Origin of the sequence: Leptothoe sp. PORK10 BA2 (assembly GCF_034932105.1) — a bacterium.
GTDB lineage: Bacteria > Cyanobacteriota > Cyanobacteriia > Phormidesmidales > Phormidesmidaceae > Leptothoe.
The window spans coordinates 68,081-93,861 of record NZ_JAYGIG010000006.1 but is presented as its reverse complement, the minus strand read 5'-3'; the positions used below and the strand labels follow the sequence as shown (position 1 = coordinate 93,861).

The 25,781-nt window shown below is 49.6% G+C and carries 27 protein-coding genes; 9 read left to right on the top strand and 18 right to left on the bottom strand.

The genetic code is table 11. The annotated features are described in order from the left end of the window. Positions 1–161: 161 nt before the first annotated feature. The 7 genes from VB741_RS03265 to VB741_RS03235 all read right to left on the bottom strand — a co-directional run bounded on the left by VB741_RS03265 (position 162) and on the right by VB741_RS03235 (position 5,996). Entirely contained in the window at positions 162–416 is a 255-nt protein-coding gene (locus VB741_RS03265) for a hypothetical protein (protein ID WP_323363711.1), read from the bottom strand. Positions 417–900: 484 nt separating this feature from the next. Beyond that, positions 901–1,281, bottom strand: coding sequence for a hypothetical protein (locus tag VB741_RS03260; protein ID WP_323363710.1), 381 nt, complete (start codon positions 1,279–1,281; stop codon positions 901–903). 336 nt (positions 1,282–1,617) lie between these two features. After that, positions 1,618–2,265 carry a helix-turn-helix transcriptional regulator gene (locus VB741_RS03255; RefSeq protein ID WP_323363709.1) on the bottom strand — a complete coding sequence of 216 codons (648 nt, stop codon included), beginning with the start codon at positions 2,263–2,265 and terminating at the stop codon, positions 1,618–1,620. A gap of 141 nt (positions 2,266–2,406) precedes the next feature. Further along, a complete protein-coding gene (locus tag VB741_RS03250) occupies positions 2,407–3,066 on the bottom strand; it encodes an SMI1/KNR4 family protein (RefSeq protein WP_323363708.1) in 660 nt (219 codons plus the stop codon). A gap of 385 nt (positions 3,067–3,451) precedes the next feature. Beyond that, on the bottom strand, positions 3,452–4,249 hold the full coding sequence (locus tag VB741_RS03245) for an SMI1/KNR4 family protein (protein WP_323363707.1): 798 nt from the start codon (positions 4,247–4,249) through the stop codon (positions 3,452–3,454). 15 nt (positions 4,250–4,264) lie between these two features. After that, positions 4,265–5,251 carry a hypothetical protein gene (locus VB741_RS03240; protein WP_323363706.1) on the bottom strand — a complete coding sequence of 329 codons (987 nt, stop codon included), beginning with the start codon at positions 5,249–5,251 and terminating at the stop codon, positions 4,265–4,267. A 304-nt stretch (positions 5,252–5,555) separates the two neighbouring features. Continuing rightward, on the bottom strand, positions 5,556–5,996 hold the full coding sequence (locus tag VB741_RS03235) for a hypothetical protein (RefSeq protein ID WP_323363705.1): 441 nt from the start codon (positions 5,994–5,996) through the stop codon (positions 5,556–5,558). 716 nt (positions 5,997–6,712) lie between these two features. On the opposite strand from VB741_RS03235, the gene VB741_RS03230 reads away from it, so the two are divergent. Beyond that, positions 6,713–7,141: a hypothetical protein gene (locus tag VB741_RS03230; RefSeq protein ID WP_323363704.1), complete on the top strand. Its 429-nt coding sequence runs from the start codon at positions 6,713–6,715 to the stop codon at positions 7,139–7,141. A 411-nt stretch (positions 7,142–7,552) separates the two neighbouring features. On the opposite strand, the gene VB741_RS03225 is transcribed toward VB741_RS03230, so the two are convergent. The 3 genes from VB741_RS03225 to rplU form a co-directional block, all read right to left on the bottom strand. Next, positions 7,553–8,206, bottom strand: coding sequence for a helix-turn-helix transcriptional regulator (locus tag VB741_RS03225; protein ID WP_323363703.1), 654 nt, complete (start codon positions 8,204–8,206; stop codon positions 7,553–7,555). A 717-nt stretch (positions 8,207–8,923) separates the two neighbouring features. Further along, positions 8,924–9,184, bottom strand: coding sequence for a 50S ribosomal protein L27 (gene rpmA, locus VB741_RS03220; protein ID WP_323363702.1), 261 nt, complete (start codon positions 9,182–9,184; stop codon positions 8,924–8,926). A gap of 50 nt (positions 9,185–9,234) precedes the next feature. Continuing rightward, positions 9,235–9,606: a 50S ribosomal protein L21 gene (rplU, locus tag VB741_RS03215; protein ID WP_323363701.1), complete on the bottom strand. Its 372-nt coding sequence runs from the start codon at positions 9,604–9,606 to the stop codon at positions 9,235–9,237. A gap of 299 nt (positions 9,607–9,905) precedes the next feature. On the opposite strand from rplU, the gene VB741_RS03210 reads away from it, so the two are divergent. The 4 genes from VB741_RS03210 to murI all read left to right on the top strand — a co-directional run bounded on the left by VB741_RS03210 (position 9,906) and on the right by murI (position 14,676). Then, a complete protein-coding gene (locus VB741_RS03210; protein ID WP_323363700.1) occupies positions 9,906–10,919 on the top strand; it encodes a GDSL-type esterase/lipase family protein in 1,014 nt (337 codons plus the stop codon). Positions 10,920–11,005: 86 nt separating this feature from the next. Beyond that, positions 11,006–11,818 carry a carbon-nitrogen hydrolase family protein gene (locus tag VB741_RS03205; protein WP_323363699.1) on the top strand — a complete coding sequence of 271 codons (813 nt, stop codon included), beginning with the start codon at positions 11,006–11,008 and terminating at the stop codon, positions 11,816–11,818. A 210-nt stretch (positions 11,819–12,028) separates the two neighbouring features. After that, entirely contained in the window at positions 12,029–13,432 is a 1,404-nt protein-coding gene (locus tag VB741_RS03200; protein WP_323363698.1) for a cation:proton antiporter, read from the top strand. A gap of 398 nt (positions 13,433–13,830) precedes the next feature. Beyond that, on the top strand, positions 13,831–14,676 hold the full coding sequence (gene murI / locus VB741_RS03195) for a glutamate racemase (RefSeq protein ID WP_323363697.1): 846 nt from the start codon (positions 13,831–13,833) through the stop codon (positions 14,674–14,676). Positions 14,677–14,840: 164 nt separating this feature from the next. Here the strand turns inward: murI and VB741_RS03190 are convergent, their stop codons facing one another. Further along, complete coding sequence (locus tag VB741_RS03190) at positions 14,841–15,794, bottom strand: 3'(2'),5'-bisphosphate nucleotidase (protein WP_323363696.1); 954 nt, start codon at positions 15,792–15,794, stop codon at positions 14,841–14,843. A 115-nt stretch (positions 15,795–15,909) separates the two neighbouring features. Next, positions 15,910–16,788 carry a PfkB family carbohydrate kinase gene (locus tag VB741_RS03185; protein ID WP_323363695.1) on the bottom strand — a complete coding sequence of 293 codons (879 nt, stop codon included), beginning with the start codon at positions 16,786–16,788 and terminating at the stop codon, positions 15,910–15,912. 70 nt (positions 16,789–16,858) lie between these two features. On the opposite strand from VB741_RS03185, the gene rsmI reads away from it, so the two are divergent. After that, positions 16,859–17,743, top strand: a complete 885-nt coding sequence (rsmI, locus tag VB741_RS03180) for a 16S rRNA (cytidine(1402)-2'-O)-methyltransferase (protein ID WP_323363694.1) — start codon at positions 16,859–16,861, stop codon at positions 17,741–17,743. 3 nt (positions 17,744–17,746) lie between these two features. Here the strand turns inward: rsmI and VB741_RS03175 are convergent, their stop codons facing one another. The 5 genes from VB741_RS03175 to VB741_RS03155 all read right to left on the bottom strand — a co-directional run bounded on the left by VB741_RS03175 (position 17,747) and on the right by VB741_RS03155 (position 20,924). Next, positions 17,747–18,238: a GNAT family N-acetyltransferase gene (locus VB741_RS03175; RefSeq protein WP_323363693.1), complete on the bottom strand. Its 492-nt coding sequence runs from the start codon at positions 18,236–18,238 to the stop codon at positions 17,747–17,749. A gap of 4 nt (positions 18,239–18,242) precedes the next feature. Next, complete coding sequence (locus tag VB741_RS03170; RefSeq protein WP_323363692.1) at positions 18,243–18,821, bottom strand: J domain-containing protein; 579 nt, start codon at positions 18,819–18,821, stop codon at positions 18,243–18,245. Between the two features lie 101 nt (positions 18,822–18,922). Continuing rightward, the gene (locus tag VB741_RS03165; protein ID WP_323363691.1) at positions 18,923–19,519 is read right to left on the bottom strand and encodes an ATP-dependent Clp protease proteolytic subunit; all 597 of its coding nucleotides are present in this window, start codon (positions 19,517–19,519) and stop codon (positions 18,923–18,925) included. Positions 19,520–19,590: 71 nt separating this feature from the next. Further along, positions 19,591–20,229: an ATP-dependent Clp protease proteolytic subunit gene (locus VB741_RS03160; protein WP_323363690.1), complete on the bottom strand. Its 639-nt coding sequence runs from the start codon at positions 20,227–20,229 to the stop codon at positions 19,591–19,593. A 2-nt stretch (positions 20,230–20,231) separates the two neighbouring features. Next, positions 20,232–20,924, bottom strand: coding sequence for an ATP-dependent Clp protease proteolytic subunit (locus tag VB741_RS03155; protein ID WP_323363689.1), 693 nt, complete (start codon positions 20,922–20,924; stop codon positions 20,232–20,234). Positions 20,925–21,362: 438 nt separating this feature from the next. Here VB741_RS03155 and VB741_RS03150 point away from each other — a divergent pair, with 438 nt between their 5' ends. Then, positions 21,363–22,592: a vWA domain-containing protein gene (locus tag VB741_RS03150; protein WP_323363688.1), complete on the top strand. Its 1,230-nt coding sequence runs from the start codon at positions 21,363–21,365 to the stop codon at positions 22,590–22,592. A 356-nt stretch (positions 22,593–22,948) separates the two neighbouring features. Then, positions 22,949–24,001, top strand: coding sequence for a mandelate racemase/muconate lactonizing enzyme family protein (locus VB741_RS03145; RefSeq protein WP_323363687.1), 1,053 nt, complete (start codon positions 22,949–22,951; stop codon positions 23,999–24,001). Between the two features lie 160 nt (positions 24,002–24,161). Here the strand turns inward: VB741_RS03145 and VB741_RS03140 are convergent, their stop codons facing one another. After that, positions 24,162–24,464: a TMEM14 family protein gene (locus VB741_RS03140; protein WP_323363686.1), complete on the bottom strand. Its 303-nt coding sequence runs from the start codon at positions 24,462–24,464 to the stop codon at positions 24,162–24,164. A 14-nt stretch (positions 24,465–24,478) separates the two neighbouring features. On the opposite strand from VB741_RS03140, the gene VB741_RS03135 reads away from it, so the two are divergent. Next, complete coding sequence (locus tag VB741_RS03135; RefSeq protein WP_323363685.1) at positions 24,479–25,777, top strand: ATP-binding protein; 1,299 nt, start codon at positions 24,479–24,481, stop codon at positions 25,775–25,777. Positions 25,778–25,781 lie beyond the last annotated feature (4 nt).

Genomic DNA, 25,781 nt, shown 5'->3' with positions numbered 1-25,781 from the left:
GTCACTGAGTTTGATGCGACCCTTGGGCTTGCTCAAGGAGGTTACCAATTCCTATATTTGGATTACGCTAGCTGATAATCTCTGTAACCTGGGAAAACTCTCTAATTTTTTAAGCCTGAGTAGTTACAAATTAGGACAGTTACCATCGGCCTTCTGCAACCCTATAACAGAGCATTTAGCAGCTTAACCTGTTGCTCCTGACGTTGGCGCATGATACGTCGATACGCATTGACCAATGACTGTGCCAATTGTCCTTCTACCAAGGCCGCTTCATCACGCGACTCATAAGGTGAAGCTAACAAAGGCTGAACAGAGGACTGCAAAAATGTAGCGATCAATGCAGCAAAAAGCGCTTCATCCCACATTAAATCATCCCTACACTCTGCAGAGATCACCGTTAGATGCGCTTTTGCCACACAGCAAATAACACTGCGTAACGGGTAGAACATACACTGGGAGGCCATGGAGCAACTTGATAAATGTCGAAGACTATGAAAATTCTGGTGTTGCTCATCCTCAGTTTGACTTTATCGAACCTCACAGACCAATAGCGCCCGCAAGGCCCATGCCACAAACCAACAACAACCAAGCTCTAAAAGACTCACTACCATAGTCTTTCCCCAGAGTGCCCATACATCTGGCAGTTGCTCTACGTAATTATGCCAACCTTAACTGCGACAATCGATGACTCGAGTACCCACTTAAAGCGGGACGTTTTCCCCAGGATAGTATTCAGAATTCAGGAGTCAGGAATCAGGGCCTCACTGGCTTCTGACTCCTGACCCCGGACTCCCCACCCAGCCAGGATTTCCCGGATTAAATTAATACCCCATGACTCAACTGGACAATCCACCATCAGTCCTGAGCCGCAAAATTAGCAGTGGTTCTTGACGATAAAACCTATAAAAGTTCATTTAAGTACTGTACTTTTTCATTCTCTCGCTGCTTCAAAATATGTTGATATGTTTTGACCAGTAACGTTGCCATCTCTGTCTCGATGGCAGATGCCTCATTCCGGGATTGATAACCTGAGGTCAGTAAGGGCTGCACAGTTGGTTGCAGATAGGTTGCTGCCAACTCAGAAAAAAGCGCTTCATCCCATACCAAACCTGATTCACAGGCTTCGGGAGTAATCGTCAAATTAGTCTTAGCAATGCAACGAATAATGCTGCGCAATGGGTAAAAAAGACACTGGGACTCCATAAGCCAACCTTTAAAAAACAAAGACGCAATGAATGTAGGGCAGTATACGCCTCTATGTTTTTCTTTTGTAAACTTCATTTGTTAGAATTCCCAAGCCTCCTCAGCAGATATCTACGCAATCATACGTACCTGCAATGTGTCTTCCTATTTAGGTAGTAAATATTTAGTAGAATCAGCTGGGTACCAACTCAAAGCGGGACATCTTCCCAAGGATAGTATTCAGAAGTCAGAAGTCAGGAATCAGGGCCTCACTGGCTTCTGGATTCTGGCACCTGATTCTCCACCTAGCCAGGGTTTTCCGGATTAAGTTGATACCCAATCAGCTTATTGCCAATCTGAGCGGCTACCCCCGTCGCAGGAGGGGGTAGCCGCTCAGGTATCTACAAACCTTAGAACTTAAAACTGGTGCAATCTTTAAGGTGTGCAACCAGTAGAGAGATCCGGTTTCCGTTTAGCATGAATACTGCGCATATGCTTCTTAACAGTATTTGGAGTAATGCCCAGTTTTTTCGCAATCTGCTTGTAAGTTAACGAATTACGATGCAACATCCACACTTGTTTTTCACGTGGAGTAAAACCACATTTTCGAGCTTCTTCCATGAGGATGTTAGTCACAGCTTGCTGGCGATCTTCAACCAGAAGAATTAAATATGGATATTCTAGAGAGTTTTCTTTTAACCACCGAGAACGGATATGGACAATAGCTGAATCTTGAGTAACAATATCGAATTCCATCAGCCAATTTTGATGAGGAAATCGGTGTCGACTTTGGATTAAAGATTGACAAATATGCCAGATCTCTTCGGGGATTTTTTCATGGCCTTCCATATGAGCTTCCATATCTTGCCCATGTAAGCGGTTGACAATCTGGTAGGCATCATCACTGGCATATACTAAATCTTGTTGGTCTGTAAATACTAAAATGCCTTGAAGACATTCCTTGAGCCAGGCTAAACTAAAGGGATGCTCAGCATTCTCAGATAAAGGAGTTTTGTGGAGTACGTTTTGTTGGCTTTGCTTACCTGTACCCTGCAAACTAATATCGTTAGAAGATACTGCCATAATAACTGCCGCATTCAAAGTGGTTTCTGTAGCTACTTTTAAAGATGTCTGTTCGAAAAAATGTTGTCATACAGCTGCTGATTTTCAGGTTTAAAGGGTATCGTTGATGCAACAAGTTGACGCAGCAAGTCGACGCATCAATCAAATGCTAGAATCTCGCATTTCTAAAAAATTAATATACTCGGCTTCCATCATGTCTCGAAAAGAGGGATAACGATCAGCTCCTGGTAGCCAGTCACCAAAAAACCAGGCTTCCCATTCTCCATAACGGGTCTGAACGTTAGGGTTGAGCAGATAAATAGTCGATTCGCCTTTATCACTAATTTCTAGGGCTGTCTTCAGATACTCATAACGAATTTTGCGGCAGTCCTGCGCTTCTCCATATAGAAAATAATCGGAGTCATCTACGGTAGTGTGATGTAAACAACTACCATTTTGATGATGTAACCGGTTGGATGATTCGAACTGTTGCCGAATGAACGACTCGATCCATGGTTGACGCCGAGCAAACAACCAATCAATTTGTTCAACTGACCATACTCGATAGATAAACGGTGTCATCTGACGCCAGCCATTGCTGACTTTTAAGAAATCCCTATAGGACGGAGGTAGCGCAATATTCAAACGGGCTTCGGCTTGGCTGATCTGTGCTTCAGTCGCCCCAGGATAGCCCAGCCAGCCAGACTCTAGTACGTCTTTAGGAATCTCATCAAGATTGCTAGCAGAGTCAATAAATTCCCGACTCCACTGCTTAAGAAACATCTGCCATTCAAACAGTCTGATGTGAGGAGTAATGTTCATCTTCGAAAGTTTGTTATCTGTGCCTTTTCACACATAGTTCACAATATAGTAATCGCTGAAAGTCTGAGATAGTAACAGCTCTATGGAACACAATCTGTTCAAGATATTCAGCAGATGGGTATCAACTTAAGCCGGGAAATCCTGGCTAGGTGGGGAATCCGGGGCCAGAAGTTAGAAGCCAGTGAGGCCCTGATTCCTGACTCCTGAATACTATCCTTGAGAAAACGTCCCGCTTTGAGTTGGTACCCCAGCAGATGCCTATTAATCAGAAATACAACTGCACGTCAGCATAACTGCGATCCATGAGTCACCCTCTTGCCAGCTTCACCCAGGACATTTTATCCAATCAAACAAGAAAGATAATTTATTCGAGACCTGCATATCGTTAGCAGGAATAAACTGCTTGTTCCACGCGTTCCATAATCCATTGACAAACCTGATCAATCTCTATGCCTGGCCATAGCTGACTGCTGATCTGCCATAGGGATTGACTGGCGTTTTTTTCGATCAATGCCGCAGATGTAAAATATTCAGCAGCTGCGATTACTTGAGAGGGTGTGTTACGAATTTCGCCAGAATTAATGTATTCTGCCTCCATCAATGCTTGAAATGAAGGATAGCGATCAGCCCCAGGTAACCAATCGGCTAAAAACCAGGCTTCCCATTCACCATCCTCTGTGACAACTTCAGGATTGAGCAGATAAATGGATGAATCATTGAGTCCACTAATGGCTAACGTTTTTTTGAGATAGTTGATTCTCAACTTATGGCAGTCCTGAGCCTCACCATAAGTAAAATAATCTTGATCGGATACTTGCAGTACCGTAGTTGAGCCATTGGTATGGGCAGAAGGGGTGGTGCGATATCGCTGGATCCATTGTTTAAGCCAACCGGAATATTGCACCGCAAACCAGTTGATTTCCTCGGTAGAACCCAGGTCTTGAATAAAGGGTGTGGTTTCTTGCCAGCCATTACTGACTTTAAGAAAAGCTCGATAGGACGGTGGAAGTTCTTTTCCTAATCGGGCTTCAGCTGCTTTGATTTGGTCGTCGCTAGCACCAGGGTAACCTAACCAGGTTTGTGGATGTTCTAATGTGGCACCTTGTGAATTGAGTGCCGATTTTGTTTTGAGGATGTCTTGACTCCATTGAGTCAGAAAAGCTGACCAGTTAAAAGAACTCATGGTATCTCGGAGCAGTTAGACAACCTGCAATACGGGAATTTCGAGAAATGTGGGTAGAGCCTGGACACCTTGCAAATTGAGGAAAACCTGCAACCGATAAAGACCTTTCTTTAATCGCGTGGTGGGTAAATAGGCAGTATAGGAAGATTTTTGGGGAAACAGCTTAGTTTGTGGCAACTGTCCTAGGGAGATAATATCACCACCATTGAGGCTGCGGGCATAGCACTCTACTTGATAGGACATGGCCCGTTTCAGTTTGGCCAGAGCTTCCTGGTCTTGGATACCAAACTTCAGTGCGATGGAGAATGGAGAGTTCTCCTTTAGAGGAGCTGGAAATAACATATTTGGTTTGTGTAATCCCATGGCCTTTCTAGTTACTGAGGGTTGAAGTAGATATAGGTCCTCAATTACAGGGGCCACTGGGAGATCGGTTTCTTCAGCATCGCCCTCTCCAGTTGAGGTGGTCAGATCTGCTGCTTCGGTAGCTGTGGGCATAACGTCAGCAACTTGCGATCGCAACCACACCTGCAAATCAGACGCCTCAATTCCAGACCATATTTCTTCCTGTTCAGTAGCAACATGTCTTACCAACGTACGCCGCTGCACCTCCTGCTCGCCATGCCCACAAGCCTGAAACTCTACAGTAAATGCAGCAAATGTCTGCCAGACTTCTAGAGACTGGGCTAAAGGCGCAGCATCCTTAATGTCTTCGATAGGATTAATGGCAGCAGACATTTCAGCCACCGCACCCGTCTGGCCCAATAGCACCTGCGCCTGAGAGATCCATCGTTCTACTTCACTGGTATGGGCCACATACCCATCTGATGCAAGTTGTCTATGGAGAGCTTCGGGTGAGGCTTCCGATAACGCCTGTAACGTATTAATGCCAATTGATCGAAGCCATAATTGCTTGACCTTCCCAATCCCTTGAATGAGAGTCAAGTCTTCTGAATTCAGCTGATTATCACTAGTCTGATGGTGATAACTAAAAGAGTCTGTCATGATCAATGACCTCCTTATGGTTCAAACAATGACTTTACGCAAGGTCGTTAAAGCGCGAAACTGTGCCGTCCCCTAATCATTAGCCTGATTTCAACCTCAGCAGGGGATTTGATAAATTTATAGGCGTTGTTAAGCTAAATATGGAAATAGCTGCTAAAAAATAAGCTGTAATCTTTGAGAGCCAATGCATCACAGCTTATTTTTAGCAAATTTCAACATTAACGGGTTTAACCCCAGAAGCAACTCAACCCAGCTGTATAGAACTAGATATATCCAGTTCTATACAGTCAGGAAACGGATCATGCTAGGCGTCGTAAACCTGCATCAAAACACCTGCAACATAACCAGCACCAAGGAGGCAAGGTGCACAAGGATGGTCAGACATTTCGATGTTAGCAACAGCTGCGATCGCATAGAAACCAGGAGTCATACCAGCTACCTGGGCAGTACCGACCCACTCGATCTCGTACTCGAACTGATCTTTCCTAGTAGTAATAGTACTGGAAACATCAACTTCAGTTGCGTTACCACCACAACCTTCGATGCAGAAGTTAATCTTCACATCGATGCCAAGGCAAAGCAGCAAACGAGTCAAAGGAGTGTTGTTGAAGCGGATCCTAGTCTTCAGTGCGAAGACTTCACCATTCTCAACAATCTGAGCCTTGTTGGCAGGAGCTACCTGACTAGGTAGAGAAGGAGTTGCTACAGAAGCAACCACCTGCAAATCATACAGCTCAAATTCCACAGGTCCTAGGATATTCCGAGAGTATGTTTCAGTGGCAGTATACTCATGCTGCAACTGCTCATACTGAGGCCGGGAAGCAACAGGAGATCTACCGAGGGGAGCTCCACCAGGGATTGTAATGGACATAACGTTTTCCTCTTGAATTGAGATTGAGTAGTAGCAGCATGGATAAGAATCCCAGCGGATGAGGCTTATAGGAAAACCTACCTTTTGAAATTCTGTTCTCTTGCTTGCTACCCTTCCATAATGACTGACCCATTTCTGTTTGAGAATTACCCTAGAGGGATACCTTAGTCCCTACCCCATGACGACTATCTCGACCAAACTTAACCCAGTCAAAATCTTGCTAATACATTCAAACTTTATCCATAAAGCCCATTTCTGCCGATCGAGACCCGTGGATTGAGCTAGATTTTTGACAACTTGATAAATGGTTACAGTGCTAACAACAATGGCATAGAAATACATTCTGGAAACTTGTCACACCAGTCTCCAAGAGTTTCTATAGCAATATTCAACCTTGACAAAATCCAGGTACCTTCATAGGGTACTTTTAGGACTAAAATTGACCTAACCTTTCTGGAAATCTGATTCATACTTTGTAAAAGATACTACATGTCCAACAAAATTGAACCATGAGTAGCGTCACTATACACAGTCTGCCAATTACTTGTAAAGTCTACGGACTGAGTGTTTTGACAGGAAACTCAGACGAAATGTCTACCCATGCCATTTTGCCCTATGACGCGCCTTTCACAGCGCAAATCACCTTAGCCTTTGAAGGAAGCAATGCTATTGCCCTATTAGCGCTTACCCCGACGATCCAGGTAGACTTCTACCTTAAACCTCTGCAAGCGGGTAACACGGTTGATTTAGGCACCAGCACCCTAGCTGCCGACAACCAACAACGTCTCTACACTCCTCAATTGAATGTAACCTCGCCATCGGAATTAAATTTGACTGCTAACAAGGTCTATCGACTAGGGAGCTTGATTCGCATTGGGGCCCTAGATCAACCGGCTCTACTCTGTGGCGTGGTAGAAGAACTGATGGTACAGATTCATCCTAGTAGAGATAGATCTGAGACTACGAAACAATCCCACAAAGCAATCCCTAAAAAACGTTCCGAGACACCCAAGAAATAAGGTGTCAGCATAGGTACAGCTATGTGCTCAGCAATCACGTATATTGCGAGCTAAACCTTGTCTAACTCGAAACCGGGAGTTTCCCTCACCATAAATCCCTCTCCCTTTACCTCACCCTAAATCTCTCTCCCGAGGGAGAGGGACTTTGATGGTTTTCTGGATCCCCGGCTCCTCTGGAGACGCTTCGCGAACGCCCTCTGGGGAGGGGCTGGGGGTGTAGCTTGCTTCCCCTAGGGTTGATCAGAACTAGGGTTCTCAACCTGAACTTGGTTTATGTACACCGAGCCATACAGTGAAATTCCCCTGCAAAAGTGGGCATTCCCAATGAATCGCCATGAAGGAGAATATCAGTTTTAAGGCCAGACCTGATGAGCTAGGCAAAAGATGCTGTATAGCCTTAACTGTATGACCCTAACAAGGATAACTGGTGGCAAAATCTGAAATATCCACTGTATAGTCTTTCTGCTTAGAGTGAATATTTTTCATATGCTTTTTAACCGTATGGGGGGTAATACCTAGCTCCACGGCTATTTGCTTATAGGTTAAATCATTCCGGTGCAACACCCAGACTTCTCTCTCCCGTGACGTTAGTCCATATTGGTGTGCTTCTTCCATCACAATACTGGCAATAGCCTGCTGTCGATCTTCAAGCACCAATAGGAGACAAGGACGCTCAATTAGATTGGTATTGAGCCACCGGGCGCGAATATGAAGAATTGCACCATCTTGGGTAACAATATCTAATTCCACCAACCAATTTTGATGGGGAAACTGGACGCGACTTTGGGTCAAGGATTGGCAAATATGCACAATCTCTTCAGGCACTAATGCACCACCGGGATCGTCTTGATGAAGACGACCTAGAATAGTGCAGGCATTTTTATTAGAGTAAATGAGTTCTCCTCGTTCAGCAAACACCAATATTCCATCTATAAATTCCTGATGAAGTTCGGCTAAAAATCGAGCTTCAAGATTCTTTTTAGATCCTTCTTGGCCAGTTACACTAAAATTTGAAGAGATTTCATAAAGGCTTCTAAAATCAGGCTGAATAGCAGGCGTGTTCATAAGCATAAACGGCACCGACACTAATGGATTCTCCTGGGAAATGACATCGCAGCTATAAATAATTCCCAGAAATGCAGCTGAGAATATCTCAACCGCGTGCTGTGAGCATTACCATTGCTAAGAGGGATACAAGCTCCTCCTATGATAAATTCTTGGCTACACTGTCTCAGCACTCGCTTATGCGAGCGCTGAATATGTCAGACTAACGTAGTCTCAAACACCCTAACGTCAGAGAAATTGGCATATATTCGTTGGATACTTTTAATAGTGCCATCACAATAGTTTTTTGATATTACCCCTCGGGGTACTTTTGGTCTATGCCACGGAACGCGCATGACCTCATCTGAGAGATTTTGCTATAACGTTTCCTACAGTTGAGTTGACCCTCTCAAACAACAATAGTAATAGAATTAAGATTACGCCAGCTTAGTCACAACAAAGCTGCCTATGCTCTTAATGCTACTGTAGAACTATAAGACTGCTCACACTTTTCACATAGCTTGACACATACTTTTAATGACAATAATGATGATCGCTAGAACCCCTCAGTTACAAAAGCTCTCAAAAGATAAAACCGCCTCAGCTATAGCCGAGGCGGTTTTATCTTTTGAGAATTTTAATAGATTTAACCAATCGTTAACTGCTTCTCAACCCGGAACTCAAGCTTCACTGTGAATTACAACTGAAAATTAAGCCTGGGCAATAGTTGGACGAAAATTAAGCTGTTGCTGGGTAAACGCTTACTTGTTTGCGGCTCTTACCCTTACGCTCAAATGTAACTACACCGTCCACAAGGGCGAACAGGGTGTCGTCCCCTCCTCTACCTACGTTCTTGCCAGGGTGATACTTGGTGCCACGCTGGCGAATAAGGATATTGCCAGTGGTCACAACCTGACCACCATACTTCTTGACGCCTAAGCGTTTCGCATTGGAGTCGCGGCCGTTCCGCGTACTACCTGTACCTTTCTTATGAGCCATGACTTAAATCTCCGTGATTGGTTAAGTATAAACTGCTCGAAGCCAACGTCCTATTCTTCTTCGCTAGCGTCAACAGCAGGGACATCTTCTGCGATCAGCGTTTTGCCACCAATATTAATGGAATCGATCATCAAGCGAGTGAGTTCTTGGCGATGGCCCCGCTTTTTACGGGTTTTTTTCTTGGGCTTCATCTTATAAACGATGACCTTCTTACCCCGTAGATGCCGAACTACAGTCCCGGTAACACTGGCACCCTCTACCAGGGGCTGGCCAATATTAGTGTCATCACCATCATTGACGAGAAGTACCTTATCGATTGTGACGCTGGCCTCTTCGTCCACTGCCAGACGATTAATGTCATAAAAGCGACCTGGCTCAACCTTAAACTGAGTGCCACCCGCTTCAATAATTGCGTATACCATTCATTCTTCCTTGCCGTACAGGTAGCGGTAATTGCTTCAGACCTGATCCGAGCAGATTTTTACACAGAGTCTAATCATCGTTAATTTGGGTGGTTACTGTCAAGGGGTATTTGGGGAGTGCTAGGGAATAGACCCTGGGCGGAGTTGGCTATTGCCCATGGCCCAAAACCTTGCCCTATTCCCTAAACTCTTTACAGTTTTTGATATATGGCTGCGGCAAAGGTTTCGTCCTGATTTTCAGGGTAGGGCCGGTTTACTTATTTAATCGTATTCTCCATAGGCGAGGAAAATTTGGGTATATGTCAGATTTACTGATGTTGATGGCGCAGCTGGCCGCTACAGAGCCGCTGAGTGGACCAAATCCAGACGTTGATATTGCACCGATGGCAAAAGCAGCGGTGAATGCGGCCAGTCAGATTGAACAGTCGGTGCCTTTACCAACCATTCAGGGGGATATGGCCCTGACACCCGAGTTTTCTAGGGAGGTGGCGGCCCGGCGACAGAAACTCTTACACCTCCAGAACACGGCCCGTCGCCCTGAGCCCACGGCCTTTGCCACTACCCCCCACGCCCTAGAAGTGGCCCTGCGTCAGCCCGCTCCCGTGGTGGCTGGGCCGAAGCCAATTAGCGGCCCGCAATTATTTGAGCAGCGCTGGGCGGCGTTGCAATCTGGCTCGCTTTACACCCGGATATCACCGGAGAGTTTCCATGGGCAGTGGGCTCATGCCACCTATCAACCTACCTATGGGGAATGGCAAGGGCTGCTGAAGCAGGAGGCGGATGCGATCGCATCTGGCCAAGGCACCAATCGCCTGACCGTCGTGGTGGGCGACTCCCTCAGCATGTGGCTTCCCCCAGAAATGCTCCCCCGAGATCGCTTCTGGCTCAATCAAGGTATTTCCGGTGACACCACCGGTGGCATTTTGCAACGTCTATCGGCGTTTGCCAACACTAACCCCGACACCATTCACCTGATGGCCGGCGTCAACGACCTGAAAAATGGGGCCAGCGATCGGGAGATTTTAACCAATCTCAACCAGATCATGGCCAAACTGCGGCAACAGCATCCCACGGCCCGCGTGGTGGTCCACTCCATCCTGCCAACCCGCTGGGAAAATATTCCCAGCCAGCGCATCCGCACCCTCAACACCCAAATCGCCCAACTCACCGATTATCATCAGCTAGATTATTTAGATTTACACCCCAGCTTTAGCAACGAAACCGGTAATCTTCGCCAGGAACTCACCACCGATGGATTACACCTCAACCGATTAGGCTATCAGGTCTGGCAGCTCGCCCTGCTAGCGGTGTAGACAGCCTGGGCCAAGGGTCGCTTTCCAAGTGAGCAATTAGCCCCGTAGAATATAGGGCCAAGGTTAATTCACTAGTAAGTGCCCACATGAAATCCTATTTGGCTGCAGCCTTGCAGATGACCAGCGTGCCTGACCTAGGGAAAAATCTCATCCAGGCAGAAGAGCTGATTGATCTAGCAGTTCGTCGCGGAGCCGAGTACATTACCCTGCCCGAAAACTTTTCTTTTCTAGGAAACGAGTCTGGAAAGGTAGCTCAATCTGCTGATATTTGTGCTGCCAGCGAACAATTTCTAAAAACCATGGCCCAACGCTATCAGGTCACCCTGCTGGGCGGTGGTTACCCAGTCCCCACCGGCGATGGTCGGGTATATAACACAGCACTATTGGTTGATCCCAACGGCAACGTATTGCTGCGCTACGAAAAGGTCCATCTATTTGATGTCAATCTACCCGATGGCAATACCTACCAAGAGTCCTCCACCGTCACCTCAGGGGCACAGCTCCCGTCGGTTTGTAAGACCCGTGACCTAGGCACCATGGGCATTTCCGTTTGCTACGATGTGCGATTCCCAGAGCTATATCGCCATCTGTCCCAGCTAGGAGCCGAAGTACTGACCGTCCCGGCAGCCTTTACGGCCTATACCGGCAAAGACCATTGGCAGGTACTGCTCCAAGCCCGGGCCATTGAAAATACTTGCTATGTCATTGCCCCAGCTCAAACCGGCTTTCACAACAGTATTCGCCAATCCCATGGCCATGCCATGATTGTTGATCCTTGGGGAATTGTCCTGGCAGATGCGGGTCAGGATGTGGGCATGGCCATCGCCGAAATCACTCCCTCCCGTTTAGGGCAGGTCCGCCAGCAGATGCCGTCTTTAAACCATCGAGTATTCGTCTAACGCATATATCCTGCCGTCTTTAAACCATCGAGTATTCGTCTAACGCATATATCCTGCTTTCCTTAAACCACCCTGGTCATTTGTTTAGGAACCAACCGTCTTGGGGGCAATTTTTTCCTTAAGAAAAGCGATAAACCCGCTCGTAATGAGCCAATGGCATCGAGCCAACTCATGTAGAGTAAACAAGATGAGTTCGTTTCTACCGTTCACATGATCGATCTAACCAGTGGGCTATCAGGCATCGGCAGCAGTCTAACTGTGCTGGCAGAAGTCAATGAAGCTGAGCTAGGTCCCTTTGTCTTAGGGAGTGTATTACTTAGCCTAATTGTGATTTACTTAGCGGCCAAGCTCGGTGGAGAGCTATGCGCTCGAGTTAACTTGCCATCTGTTTTAGGCGAGCTAGTCGGTGGTGTGGTGGTGGGAGTATCGGCCCTTAACCTCGTGGTTTTTCCAGCAGGAGCCGAGCCCATCCACTCATTGCTGATGGATTTTGTCCAACTCACCGCCCATTTAGAGCCGGACGCCCTCCTTGCTGTATTTAAAGGCCAAACTGAGGTCATATCCGTCTTAGCTGAAATTGGGGTGATCATTCTGTTGTTTGAAATCGGCTTAGAATCAGACCTGAAAGAACTGATTCGCGTCGGCCCCCAGGCAGCGGTGGTTGCTGTCGTTGGCGTAGTTGTCCCTTTTGCGGCAGGTACTGCCGGACTGATTGCCTTCTTTGGGGTGGACACAATTCCAGCGATCTTTGCGGGGGCGGCCCTAACGGCGACGAGCATTGGTATTACCGCCAAGGTTTTGGCTGAAATCGGCACCCTCAGCTCCCGCGAAGGCCAAATCATTATTGGTGCGGCGGTGCTGGACGATGTGTTGGGCATTATTGTCTTAGCAGTCGTGGCCAGCCTGGCCAAAACAGGTGAAATCGAAATAACCAATGTTATTTTTCTGATTATTGGCGCAGCCGTATTTTTAGTCGGTTCAATTTTGATTGGGCGATTGATCAGTCCATTATTCGTTGGTCTGATCGATCAGATGCGAACCCGTGGTCAGGTATTGATTAGCTCCCTGGTGTTTGCCTTTGTCCTGTCCTATATTGCAGCGGCCATTCAGCTAGAAGCGATCTTGGGGGCCTTTGCAGCAGGCTTGATTTTAGCTGAAACCACTAAGCGCAAAGAACTCGAAGGACAAATCAGCCCCATTGCTGACATGCTGGTGCCTATTTTTTTTGTCACCGTCGGTGCCCATACTGACATCAGCGTCCTAAATCCCCTGAACCCCGCTAACCGAGAAGGGCTGATCATTGCCTCATTTCTGGTACTCGTTGCCGTCATCGGCAAGGTGGTCACCGGATTTACCGTCTTTGGGCAAGAGGGCATTAACCGTATGGCCATTGGCGTTGGCATGATTCCTCGGGGAGAGGTGGGCCTGGTATTTGCCGGGGTGGGAGCGGCCAGCGGTGTGCTGACTGAATCCTTAAATGCAGCCATCATCGTCATGGTCATTTTTACAACGTTTGTCTCCCCACCGTTGCTACGGGTTGTCTTTGATAACGATGACAATGCCCCCCCTAAGGCTGGTTCAACCCCGGAAATCGCTGAGGCAACCGTAGACTAAACGTTGCCACCATAGATGTGGATTGTAGACATTAGACCAAGATCAAAATTCACTGACAACTCGCTGGGGCCTAGGAATTGGGCCCCATATTGCTTTAATTTTCTAAACCTATTCCACTGTTCAAGCAGATCCTCCTGCTGATGTCTGCCAGTAATTGAAAGTCATATCATGGGCGATCACATCCGATATACTCTAGCGGCAGATACCCCCTGGCGGCCTAGGCCCAGATATCAGCCATACCTATCACAATGGCTGAGTTGCACAATATTGCGCAATATATATGTTCGCTATGACTAAGTAATCTTGCTGAAACCTTTGCCATGGGACTAGAATCTAACGAAAAATCCGACTAAACTCTAAGCAACATAAAATATCAAGAGCAGAAAGCGTCCTTAATCATGACAAAATTCCTTCAAATGCCCAGACAAATCGGTAAAATTGGCGTTTTTGACAGTGGTGTTGGAGGATTAACGGTATTACGGGAGATTATGGCCGATCTTCCTGCTGAATCTCTGCTTTACTTTGGGGATACGGCCCGCGTTCCCTATGGGAATCGGTCCCAGGCAGAGCTTGTGCAGTTTGTGCGGGAAATCATTACGTGGATGCAGGGCCAGGGCGTCAAGATGGTGGTGATGGCCTGTAATACCAGTTCGGCCCTAGCCTTAGAAATCGTGCGGGATGAGTTTGATTTGCCCATTCTCGGTATTATCTTGCCGGGGGCACGGGCGGCGGCCAAAGCGGGCCAGCGGATTGGCGTCATTTCTACGGTGGCCACGGCCCAGAGTAATGCTTACAAGCAGGCAATTTTAGAAGCCTCGCCAACAGCTAAGGTTTGGCAGGTGGGCTGTCCTGATTTTGTACCCTTAATTGAGCAAAGCCGCATCGATGATCCCTACACGCGAGCGGTAGCAACGGACTATTTGAAGCCTTTGATGGCGGCTAATATTGACACCCTGGTGTATGGCTGCACCCACTATCCCCACCTAGCACCGCTGATGGATCAGATTTTGCCGCCGTCGATTACGGTGATCAATCCGGCCAGTTCTTTGGTTTCTGCCATGACCAAGGAGTTGGATATTTTGGGGTTGCGCAACACCGATACAAAATCAGAAATTGATTTCTACGTCAGTGGTGATGCGGAGCAGTTTGCTAAGGTTTCGGGTCAATGGATTGGCTTTAAACCAGATGTGCAACAGGTTAGTTTGGCGGTTTTGGAAGGACTTGCGATCGCACGGTCAATCTAAATCCAAAAGCCCAGCTGATCACCCCTAACAGTCCTCAAATCGACCGATAAAAATCAACAGAAAAGGACGCAATCTAGCGCCCTTTTCTGTTGATTTTTGGTTGACCGTTGGTTGACCTATGGATGAATTAACCCAATGGGGTGCATCCCCTAACCCTCAGCGGGTTAATTAGCCAGTACCGCCAATACTTTGTCATGGATTTCGCCATTGCTGACAATCACACCCTGGGTATCCACAAAGCTAGGCTCCTTGGAAAAGTCTAGGGCCTTACCATGCATGTCAGTGACTTTCCCCCCGGCTTCCTCAATCACGAGGACGCCAGCGGCATGGTCCCAAATCTTTTCGCGATAGTCAGGATACTTAGCCGAGGGCAAGCGTAGATAGAGCACAGCATTACCGGAAGCCACCGCACCGTATTTAGCCTGGCTGTCCATACGAATGGAATCGGTAGTAATCCCGGCCGCCTTAGCAATGCGGGAATGGAGTTCTTGGTCACCGTGGGCCACACTTTCTACAAAGCGGAAGTGCTCTAGATCAGAGGACGAGGTGACAGAGATTTTCTCAGGGTTGCTACCGTCCATGTTCATCATCATGGCCCCCTCGCCCCGGATAGCGACAAACAAAATACCAGAACGATCGCCCAGCTTCAGGGCCGGGCAGCCCAAAATACCCACTTTGACATCGCCATCTTCCACCATGGCCAGGGCCACCGCGTACTGGTCACCCCGTAAAAAGCCCTTGGTACCGTCGATGGGGTCTAGGGTCCAGTAGCGGGGGCTGATACTACCATTGCCCTGGTCAATCCAACTAGGAATTTGCTCATCAGTGGCATCGGGGAGCACGGCTTTCACATAGCCTGTGACCTGGGCTAACCGGGCGGCCATCTCTGGGGTTCTGAGATCATTCGCATCTTCCTCACCCACAATGGGATCGCTGGGGAAGGCGTCTTTAATCATTTTGCAGACAATGGCCTGGGCCCCAAAGTCAGCCACCGTCACCGGACTTTTATCAGATTTTTCAATCGCTTCAGGCACCATTTCAGCCCGTACTTTTTCACATACGGTGGCCGCAGCTTGAACGGCTGCGATCGCAATTTCCTTTTCCTTTTCGTAGGCCATAATCAATAACGATAAAAAGTTAGCAGTAGTCAAACGACTCCTTGCATAGTTTACCGAAACATATCTACATATCCTGTAGAAAGTCAGTGATTTTATCTAGATACCGTGAATTGAGTTAGTTACTGTAAGGAATCCAGGCCCGGGTGCCAAAATAACGGCAGCTCAGACTTGCCACCTGGCTGGCCTGAGTGAGGGCAGCAGAAAAACTAACGCCCCCAGCATCACAAATGGCATGACAAAATGCCCCATGGAAAATATCCCCGGCCCCCAGGGTATCGACCACCGTCGTCGCCGGTACCGCCAGTTCCCCTAATCGGCCCTGATCACTCACCACAATGGGGTACTCACCTTGGGTAATGGCAATCTGGGGTATGCCTAGGCCCTGGAAATAGGCCATTCCATCGTCCCCATGGGGGTCGGGGGGGCGAAAATTAGCCGAGGCAATTACCACCTGGGCCAGGGCCAGCACCTGATCAAACCCCGGCTTCCAACTGCCCGCATCCACCACCACGGGAATGCCCAAGGACTTGGCCATCAGAGCGATCCGCTGACTTAAGGCCATTTGATGACCGTCTAGAAGCACCACATTTACATCAGTTAGCACCCCATCCGTCAGCCCCCCATCCAGCGCCATGGTCTGAGGGTCTATCTGAAGGCCTTCAGCATTGCGGGAAATGACCGCCCGGTCACCGGATTGAGACACCACAATGGAGGACAGGGGTGGTGGGTCAGACCGAGATGGGGAGAGATCTCGCAGGGTCACTCCCACCTGGGCCATATCCTCCCGCAGCAGAGCCGTCACCGGATGTTGACCCACCGCAGCCATGACCGTAGCCTGGCCCCCCAGGGCTGCAAAGGCCACTGCGGCATTGGTGGCCGGACCACCTGCCGCCATCATGGCCGCCTGGGCCACCAGTTTTTCATTGGCCTGGGGCGGTCGCTGCGCCTGGTAGATGCAGTCTAGGGTCATGAGGCCAACGAACAGTCCACGCATAGGTCATTTTGAGTAATGGATTCTTACCACTTAAACTCAAAACTAAGCACTCAAAACCCAAAACTCCCCCTTGTCTGATTCCCCCATTCCTCCTGACCCATCACCGGCTCCATCCCTGGGTATCCTTTACCTGGTGGCGACTCCCATCGGCAACCTGGAAGACATTACGTTTCGGGCTATTCGCATGTTGAAAGAGGCGGATCTGATTGCGGCGGAGGATACGCGCCACACGGGGAAGCTGCTGCATCATTTTCAGATTGGGACACCCCAGATCAGTTACCACGAGCACAATGCCCAAACTCGGATTCCCCAGCTGATGGAAAAACTACGGGCAGGGCAGACTATTGCCCTGGTGAGCGATGCGGGGATGCCGGGCATTTCTGATCCGGGGTATGGGCTAGTGTGTGCCTGTGCCGAGGCCGGAATTGTCGTGAGTCCGATTCCTGGCCCAGCGGCGGTGGTGAGTGCGATTGCGGCTTCAGCGCTGCCATCGGATCGGTTTACCTTTGAGGGTTTCTTGCCCGTGAAGGGCAAAGTTCGGACTGAGCGTCTGACCCAGCTGGCTACGGAACCACGGACCATGGTGCTCTATGAAAGTCCTCATCGGTTACTGAAAACATTGGGCGATTTACAAACCCATTTGGGGGGTGAACGACCGGTGACAATTGCGAGGGAATTGACCAAGCGCTATGAGGAATTTTGGCGGGGGACCGTCAGGGGGGCCATCGAACATTTTACGGTGACTGAGCCGAGGGGAGAGTTTACGGTTGCGATCGCAGGCTATACCACCACACCCCAGACCATATCTGAGGCCGACCTACGGCAACAGCTAGAAACTCTCATCACCCAAGGACTCTCTCCCTCCAACGCCAGCCGCCAACTCGCCCAGAAAACAGGTCTCTCCAAACGAGAGATTTATCAACTCAGCCTCACCCTGCAACAGGAAGACAAGTGACCCCTACTTTTCAGGTAATGCAAACCAATCCTCCCAACTCAAATCACGTCCGGGGAAACCCACCGATTCAAAGGGCCAAACATCCCTTAGCCACTGTCTAACATTGGCCAATAAACAATCTTCCAAACCGCTAGCCAACTCGCTTTGGCGCACCCACAACAGAGCATACATGTCATAGCCCTGGCGATCTGACGGATAGAAATATACACAGCCTAAACAACGACTTTCATCTAGGCTCACCATGGTGTAAGCAAAGGATGTGCGCCGTTGAAACTCTTTTTGATGCCAACCTAGATCGATCAGATCCTGCTCCAGCGTGAGGCCCTGGGGCCAGCTACTGGGTGGGGGAAAGATTCCCTGCAAATGCTCTTCACTGGTGATCACCGCATCAAAGTCTTTCACCACATCGTTGACCGTTAGCATCCGTAGACGATACCCATCGGTCTCGAACACAACGGGCACATCAAAATCTTTGGAAACCCAGCATTGAACCATGGCTCTACGTCAATTTTTGCTCAATCGCTTGGAAATCACGGTTAATTTCCACCCATAATGACTTATTCAACGGGTCGGTTTTGAGAGCTTTATCCAGATAGATGCGGGCTTTGCCCAGCTGGCCTTGGGTGATCAACTCACGGCCCCAGCGTTGGTAGGTAATGGCCTGCCACTGGCGCACCTCTGAGTCGTGGGTAATGCGCTGGGCTAAACCTTCAACTAATGCGATCGCACGGGGAAACTTCTGCTGTTTAAGCAGCACATTCAACTGTTGATAGGAATCCTGCTTCAGCTTTTGCTCATGCTCCGACAGACCTGGATTCGTCTGGACCGGACTCACATCCTCAGCTTCATCAAGCTCATCATCAGGCCCATCGTCAACGACATCATCATCTGGATAAAACACCTCCAGCAATGCCTCATAGGCCTTAGTCACCTTGATAAATCGATCCTGCGCTTGCTGATCCTCAGGATTCACATCCGGGTGATACTTGCGCGCTAATTTACGGTAAGCCGCCTTGACATCTTCAAAAGAAGCCCCCGTCCGTAAACCTAATGTGCGGTAATAATCAGCTAATCCCATGGCACCCACAGACCAGATTGCTCAAGATTCTGCCATTAAAACGCAGAGTATGAATAGGGGGAGGGATCCACAGAACCGATCCATTTGATCCCCCAGACCCGCTAGACCCGCTCTTCAATCACCCGATCAATCAAACCATAGGCTTGCGCCTCCGCCGCCGACATAAAATTGTCACGGTCCGTATCCTTTTCAATTTTCTCAATGGTTTGGCCCGTATGCTCGGCCATCAAGCCATTTAAGCGGCCCTTAATCTGCACAATGTGGTTGGCCTCAATCTCGATATCCGTCGCCTGACGCCGACCCACCCCACCCAGAGGCTGGTGAATCATAATCCGAGAATGGGGCAACGCCAGACGCTTACCCGGCGCCCCAGCACACAGCAAAAATGAGCCCATGGAAGCCGCTAAGCCTACACAGATCGTCACCACTTCCGACTTGATGTAGCGCATCGTATCGTAGATCGCCATCCCCGCCGTGACTGAACCACCCGGAGAGTTGATATATAGATAGATCGGCTTCGTCGGATCATCCGAATCCAAATACAGCATGTAAGCCACAATGGCATTAGCAATGCTGTCGCTGACCTCCTCCGTTAGAAAAATGATCCGCTCACGAAACAGACGCTCGTAAATACTGATCCACTGTTCGTAATTGCCGCCAGGGAGACGATAGGGAACGCTAGGAATACCGATAGGCATGGGTCAATGGGGTAATAATAAGGGGTTTACGGAAAATGAATGGGAATAGGTTGCGTTAGGCTCCACCCAACTTACGAAGGCTGTTCAATCACCCGGTCAATCAGGCCATACTCAATAGCCTCCTGGGGGGTGAGATAAAACATCCGTTGCATGTCCTTATGGACCTGTTCTTCGGTCTTACCGGTATTTTCGCTCAACAGCTGATTAATCAACGCTGTTTTACTAAGCACCTCATCGGCATTTAACTCAATGTCAGTCGCTTGACCGCGAGTGCCGCTGTAGGGGTGCATCAGCGCAATAGACGCATTGGGCAGGCTAGAACGCTTGCCCTTGGCACCACAGGATAGTAACACCGCTGCCATACCGACCGCCTGGCCCATGCAGATGGTAATCACATCTGACTTAATGTGGCGCATGGTGTCATACACCGCTAAGCCAGCCGTAATGGACATCATGCCAGCGGAACCATCCGCCATGCCAGCCATCACAGGATCGCCCAGGGAGTTAATGTACAAATAAATCGGCTTACCCGGATCCTCAGAATCTAAGTAGAGCAAGGCCGAAATCAGGGAGTTAGCCACACCATCAGTCAATGGCTGATTGAGGAACAAAATCCGTTCTTGGCTCATGCGGGTGTAGATACTCACCCAAGCCCACTGACGGCTCCCGGGCAAGTTGTAAGGCACACGGATAGGACGTTCTACAGACATAGTTAACTGATGCCCGCTGGAATTTGCTTGGGCAGTTCCTTGGCACTTTCCAGCACCCGATCAATCAGACCGTATTCTTTTGCTTCCGCCGGGGTGAGATAGAACATGCGATCCGTATCTTTTTGCAGTTTTTCCGGGGTTTGCCCGGTGCAGCGAGACAGAATGTCTAGGGTTGCCTCGCGGTTAGCCAGCACTTCCTTGGCTCGAATTTGAATATCAGTGGCTTGGCCCCGAGCCCCTGTACGTGGCTGGTTTAGCACAATAGTGGCGTGGGGTAAGCTGGCGCGCGACCCCTTGGTGCCGGACGCTAAAATCATGGCAGCTGTCCCCATGGCCTGACCAATACAAATGGTGTGGACCGGAGGGCGAATGTAACGCATGGTATCGCAAATGGCGAAGGCTTCTGTTTCAAAGCCAAGGGCATCACCGGTATACCAAGACGTGCCAGTGGAATTGATATAGAAATAGATCGGCTTTTCAGGATCGTCAAACTCTAAATAGAGTAGCTGGGCGATAATCAACCGGGTGACATCCATGCCCATTTGACGCTTGTAATCGTCTGATGACACTAGGGGCGTCCCCAAATAAACAATCCGCTCTTTGAGGAGAAGCGATTGTAAGTCGGGAGGGGGTGTACGGAACGAAGCATCCCCGCCATAGTAAGGAGCCTGTACGGCTTTGATATTAGAACTCATAGACCCAGTTAGCCCTCTGTTTAACCCTTAGTGGTGTCAGCTGTTCACCGTTCAACGTTATGGATCAATAAACTGTAATGTCACAGTTTGATGTCACAGATTATTGACGCCTACATAGTGTAACTTGCTCTGTCCAAGCTCGCAGAGCACCGACCTTGGGGGATATCCGCCCATGACGACCGGATTAAAACCTGGGGGAAAGAAACTGCCACAGCAACGTCTAGTTTCGTAGGGAATTGTGGCTGAGATGATGTGGTTCATCTCTACGGATTCTTAATGTTTATCACCTCAACATACTTAGGTACCCCATGGGAACATTGAACACAATGACAACTCTGCACCAATGGCGGGAGTTTTTCAGCAAATTAGGATGATGCATTTAGGTGAAATATTTAGAACCATTACTACCATTAGTGTCATTGGCAGGGAAAAGAACGAATGAAAGCTAACGTGCAGTGGTCCATTAGCGATCGCAACCTAGACACCGCCCAAGCCAACAGTCAGCGACACTTGGCCATTTCTGTGCAGGCCATCCCTAGCGGTGAGCGGGCCCCCCTAAACCTATGCTTAATTTTGGATCAAAGCGGTTCCATGGGCGGTCCCCCCATCAAAACCGTCCGCACCGCTGCCCAGAAAATTGTCCATAGCCTGTCTCCCCAAGACCGTATCTCCATAATTTCCTTTGACCATGAAGCCCGGGTCGTCGTCCCGAACCAGCTCGCCACCGATCCCGCCACCATCAACCAAGCCATCGAAGGCATCCGCGCTGGGGGGGGCACCTCCATCGACGCAGGGTTAAAGCTCGGCATCGAAGAAGTCGCCAAAGGTAAAACCGGCACTATTTCCCAGATTTTCCTCCTCACCGACGGCGAAAACGAGCACGGCAGTAACGAACGTTGCCTCAAGCTCGCCCAGCTCGCTGTCAGCTATAGCTTTACCGTCAGCACCCTAGGCTTTGGCAACCACTGGAACCAAGACGTCCTAGAGCAGCTGGCCGACGCTGGCAACGGCAGTCTCGCCTACATCCAAAACCCCGACAACGCCATCCAAGAATTCAGCCGACTCTTTAGCCGGGTCCAGTCCGTCAGCCTTACTAACGCTTACCTCATTCTCACCCTAGAACCCCAGGCCCGCCTAGCCGAGCTCAAGCCCATCGCCCAAGTTCTCCCTGAAACTATCGAACTCGACGTCCGCCGCGAAGGGGAAAAAGCCATCATCCGGCTGGGGGACCTGATGACCGACACCCCCAGAATCATCCTCACCAACCTGTACGTTTCTCAGCTGCTGGAGGGCACCCATACCATTGCCCACGTCGAAGTACAGTACGACGATCCAGCCCTCGGCAGTTCCCTATCCACCGATAAAGTCCTTATCGACGTGATTGCCCAGAATGCCTATCAGGCTAACCCTGACCCCCAAGTCCAACAGTACATCCTGGCCCTAGCCAAATATCGCCAAACCCAAATCGCCGAAACCAAGCTGCAAGAGGGGGATCGCACCGGAGCCATCACCATGCTCCAGTCGGCCACCCAAACCGCCATCCAAATGGGAGACCAAAACGCCGCCACGGTCCTGCAAGAAAACATCACCCAGCTCCAGACCGGCCAGGACCTATCGGAACAGGCGAAAAAGAAAACTCGTATTGCCTCTAAAACGATCTTGCAATAGTTCTGATGTAACTTTGCTGTCTGGGTAAAGTGATTCAATGCTCAGCCATTAGACATTTATTGGGGTATGTCGTTGGAGGAAGTGCGGCTTTAGAACTGCTGATGGAGGGGTATTTATGGCCTTGGGATGGGCCCTCACCCTAAATCCCTCTCCCGGGGGGAGAGGGACTTTGAGTACGTGGGTAGGAAAATTTTTAACCCAAGGGGAGAGGGACTTTGAGTACGCGGGTAGGAAAATTTTTAACCCGAGGGTAAAGGCATAACCTATGCTTTTTTAATTTTGTGGGACACATCACAGAAAAGTAAAACTCCCACACCATTGGCGATACCCTTAATCCCTCCCTCTTAAACTCACCCATGGAAATCACTTACCAACCCATCACCCTCCATAAAAAAGTCCCCCTCACTATCAGTCGCGGCACCAACACCCAATCCACCAACCTCTTTATCCAAATCACCGCCGACCAAATCACCGGCTACGGCGAAGCCACTCCCTTCTCTATCGGCGACCAAACCCAGACCACTGACACCATCACCCAAGACCTCGACCGCATCACCGCTGGCATCTCCCTCTACCACCCCTTTGACCGGCAAATCATTGAAGAAAGCCTAGATCAAATCGCTCCCTGTTCAGCCGCCCGCGCCGCCATCGACGTTGCCCTCTGGGACTGGCTCGGTAAAAAAGTCGGTCTCCCCCTATGGCAGCTATGGGGTTTAGACCGTCAGCGCATTGGGCCGACGGCAGTCACTGTCGGCATCAGTACACCGGCAGGAGCGTGCGATCGCATCCGCCGCTGGCACGCCGACTATCCCGATCTCCGATCCATCAAAATCAAACTAGGCAGTCCCGCAGGCATCACCGCCGACCAAGACATGTTCAGCGCCCTCCAGGCCGAATTTCGCCCCCAAGACAAAATCAGCATCGACGCCAACGGCGGCTGGACCCTAGAGGATGCCAAGACCATGGCCCCCTGGCTTGCAGAGCGCGGCGTCACCTATCTAGAACAACCCCTCCCCGTCAGCCACAACCACCAGCTAGGCGAGCTCAAACGCCAATCCCCGTTACCCATTTTTATCGACGAAAGCTGCTTCACTAGCCGCGACATTATGCCCCTAGCGCAGAGCATCGACGGCATCAACATCAAACTGATGAAATCTGGCGGCCTCACCGAAGCCCGCCGCATGATCCACACCGCCCGCGCCTGTGGCCTTAGCGTCATGTTTGGCTGCTACTCCGACAGCGCCCTAGCAAATACCGCCCTGGCCCAGCTGTCGCCCCTAGCCGACCATCTCGATCTCGACAGTCACCTTAACCTCAAAGACGATCCTTTTATGGGTGCTCAGTTAGAGCTGGGTCGCCTGGTGCCCAATGGGCAACCAGGGTTGGGCGTTCAGTCTGTCAGCCTCTAGCGACAGGGCCAAATTCTGCATTTGTTTTGGAGAAATCAGCTCCTTGTTGATCTGGGGACTCCCGGTTTGTAGTCGTTTGACCTCTGCCAATAGCTGCTCGCAGGTCATGAATAAAAGATCGTCGTCCATGGTCTGCTGTCTTTTATCTGCTGTCTTTCTTTTAGACCAATACCCCAATTAGGGTAGCAATTCCGCCGATCACCATTAACCCAGCAGGCATAAACTTTTTCGTCTTCACCAACCGAATAATAAACACCACCACCAGCACCAGGGTCACAATCTTGACCACCCACAGACCACTGGCAATCCCCTGCGCCGCCCGCAATGCGCCAATCAATAACAAGAGACCACTGACAATGCCAGAAATCAGCGATGGCAGACTGCGGGCCTTTAGATAGCCAACGACACCACCGACCATGGCGAGGATGCCGTAAATCAATGCGATGATAAGTGCTAGTGACATAGGGCAGATTGGGGATGAAGACATTTGGAGCGACAACAGCCACCATCACTCAGTATCGGCAACAGGCAGCCTCACTGTTACTTTACCAGGCCGTCCTCGATAATACGGTGGGCCATACCTTTTTTTCCTTACTAGAGGCCCTGAACACTAGCAAGGGCTTAACCAACGAGCGCGCCTACTGCCTAACCGCCTATGGTCAATGGTTTCAGGCGCTTGCCGACACCGGCATCAGCTGGGGAGATTATCTCATTAAGCAGATTCTCATTGCAGATAATGCCTTTACCCGAGCGGCCCAGCATTTACCCTTAGCGGCACTGCCGGTGCCCCTAATCACCGCTGTTCGCCACGATTTGCAGATTCTTCAGGCGTTATACAACCTATCCCCGAGTCACATTAGTGAATGCGTCCAAGCAGCCTGTCAGCTTACTCAGGCACCGGTCGTATGGTCCCTAACTCCCGAGCCTCTGCCCGTAGACCTCTCCCCAAACTGGGCAGCGGGAATTCCTAACTTAGTCACCTACTACCAGCAGGAGGGCTCTGGGCAGTTTGGCCAGTTCCAGGGTTTTCGCTGGCAGCAGGGCCAACTCTTGGGCATTGCCGATCCCGATCCCATTCGCCTAGATGAGCTGGCGGCCTATGACGGGCCTAAAGCCACGCTGGTCAAAAATACTGAATTCTTGCTCGCTGGATTGAGTGCACTGAATGTGCTGCTTTATGGCAGCCGAGGCTCTGGCAAGTCATCCTTAATCAAGGCCCTGCTCAATAAATATGCCAGCCGGGGTCTGCGGTTGATTGAAGTGTCAAAGGCAGATCTCCATGACCTGCCGGTGATCGTAGACTACCTGCGACCTCAACCACAAAAGTTTATTATCTTTGTCGACGATCTGTCGTTTGAGGAGGACGATGACGCATTTAAGGCACTCAAGGTTGTCCTAGAAGGTGGGCTGACTCGACGGCCTCAAAATGTGGTGGTCTATGCCACCTCAAATCGACGGCATCTAGTGCGAGAGTTTTTCGCCGATCGGCCCCGCCCTAGCGAAGCAGATGAACTGAAATCTTGGGATACGGTGCAGGAAAAACTCTCTTTTAGCGATCGGTTTGGTCTCACATTAACCTTTGAAGCCGCCGACCAAGTAACCTATCTAGAGATTGTGCACCACCTGGCCCAGCAAGCTGACCTGGATTTGCCGCTAGATGATTTGGACTATCGGGCCAAACAGTGGGCCACCCGCCACAATGGCCGTTCAGGCAGGAGCGCTCGCCAGTTTATGGATTTTCTATCGGCAGAATTAGCCTTGGGTAACGGGGAATAAAACA

Excerpts from the sequence above, each read along its gene's own strand:
- VB741_RS03260 (WP_323363710.1), bottom strand. The coding sequence starts at position 1,281 with ATGAAGTTTACAAAAGAAAAACATAGAGGCGTATACTGCCCTACATTC.
- VB741_RS03255 (WP_323363709.1), bottom strand. The coding sequence starts at position 2,265 with ATGGCAGTATCTTCTAACGATATTAGTTTGCAGGGTACAGGTAAGCAA.
- VB741_RS03250 (WP_323363708.1), bottom strand. The coding sequence starts at position 3,066 with ATGAACATTACTCCTCACATCAGACTGTTTGAATGGCAGATGTTTCTT.
- VB741_RS03245 (WP_323363707.1), bottom strand. The coding sequence starts at position 4,249 with ATGAGTTCTTTTAACTGGTCAGCTTTTCTGACTCAATGGAGTCAAGAC.
- VB741_RS03240 (WP_323363706.1), bottom strand. The coding sequence starts at position 5,251 with ATGACAGACTCTTTTAGTTATCACCATCAGACTAGTGATAATCAGCTG.
- VB741_RS03230 (WP_323363704.1), top strand. The coding sequence starts at position 6,713 with ATGTCTACCCATGCCATTTTGCCCTATGACGCGCCTTTCACAGCGCAA.
- VB741_RS03225 (WP_323363703.1), bottom strand. The coding sequence starts at position 8,206 with ATGAACACGCCTGCTATTCAGCCTGATTTTAGAAGCCTTTATGAAATC.
- rpmA (WP_323363702.1), bottom strand. The coding sequence starts at position 9,184 with ATGGCTCATAAGAAAGGTACAGGTAGTACGCGGAACGGCCGCGACTCC.
- rplU (WP_323363701.1), bottom strand. The coding sequence starts at position 9,606 with ATGGTATACGCAATTATTGAAGCGGGTGGCACTCAGTTTAAGGTTGAG.
- VB741_RS03210 (WP_323363700.1), top strand. The coding sequence starts at position 9,906 with ATGTCAGATTTACTGATGTTGATGGCGCAGCTGGCCGCTACAGAGCCG.
- VB741_RS03205 (WP_323363699.1), top strand. The coding sequence starts at position 11,006 with ATGAAATCCTATTTGGCTGCAGCCTTGCAGATGACCAGCGTGCCTGAC.
- VB741_RS03200 (WP_323363698.1), top strand. The coding sequence starts at position 12,029 with ATGATCGATCTAACCAGTGGGCTATCAGGCATCGGCAGCAGTCTAACT.
- murI (WP_323363697.1), top strand. The coding sequence starts at position 13,831 with ATGACAAAATTCCTTCAAATGCCCAGACAAATCGGTAAAATTGGCGTT.
- VB741_RS03190 (WP_323363696.1), bottom strand. The coding sequence starts at position 15,794 with ATGGCCTACGAAAAGGAAAAGGAAATTGCGATCGCAGCCGTTCAAGCT.
- VB741_RS03185 (WP_323363695.1), bottom strand. The coding sequence starts at position 16,788 with ATGCGTGGACTGTTCGTTGGCCTCATGACCCTAGACTGCATCTACCAG.
- VB741_RS03175 (WP_323363693.1), bottom strand. The coding sequence starts at position 18,238 with ATGGTTCAATGCTGGGTTTCCAAAGATTTTGATGTGCCCGTTGTGTTC.
- VB741_RS03170 (WP_323363692.1), bottom strand. The coding sequence starts at position 18,821 with ATGGGATTAGCTGATTATTACCGCACATTAGGTTTACGGACGGGGGCT.
- VB741_RS03165 (WP_323363691.1), bottom strand. The coding sequence starts at position 19,519 with ATGCCTATCGGTATTCCTAGCGTTCCCTATCGTCTCCCTGGCGGCAAT.
- VB741_RS03160 (WP_323363690.1), bottom strand. The coding sequence starts at position 20,229 with ATGTCTGTAGAACGTCCTATCCGTGTGCCTTACAACTTGCCCGGGAGC.
- VB741_RS03155 (WP_323363689.1), bottom strand. The coding sequence starts at position 20,924 with ATGAGTTCTAATATCAAAGCCGTACAGGCTCCTTACTATGGCGGGGAT.
- VB741_RS03150 (WP_323363688.1), top strand. The coding sequence starts at position 21,363 with ATGAAAGCTAACGTGCAGTGGTCCATTAGCGATCGCAACCTAGACACC.
- VB741_RS03145 (WP_323363687.1), top strand. The coding sequence starts at position 22,949 with ATGGAAATCACTTACCAACCCATCACCCTCCATAAAAAAGTCCCCCTC.
- VB741_RS03140 (WP_323363686.1), bottom strand. The coding sequence starts at position 24,464 with ATGTCACTAGCACTTATCATCGCATTGATTTACGGCATCCTCGCCATG.
- VB741_RS03135 (WP_323363685.1), top strand. The coding sequence starts at position 24,479 with ATGAAGACATTTGGAGCGACAACAGCCACCATCACTCAGTATCGGCAA.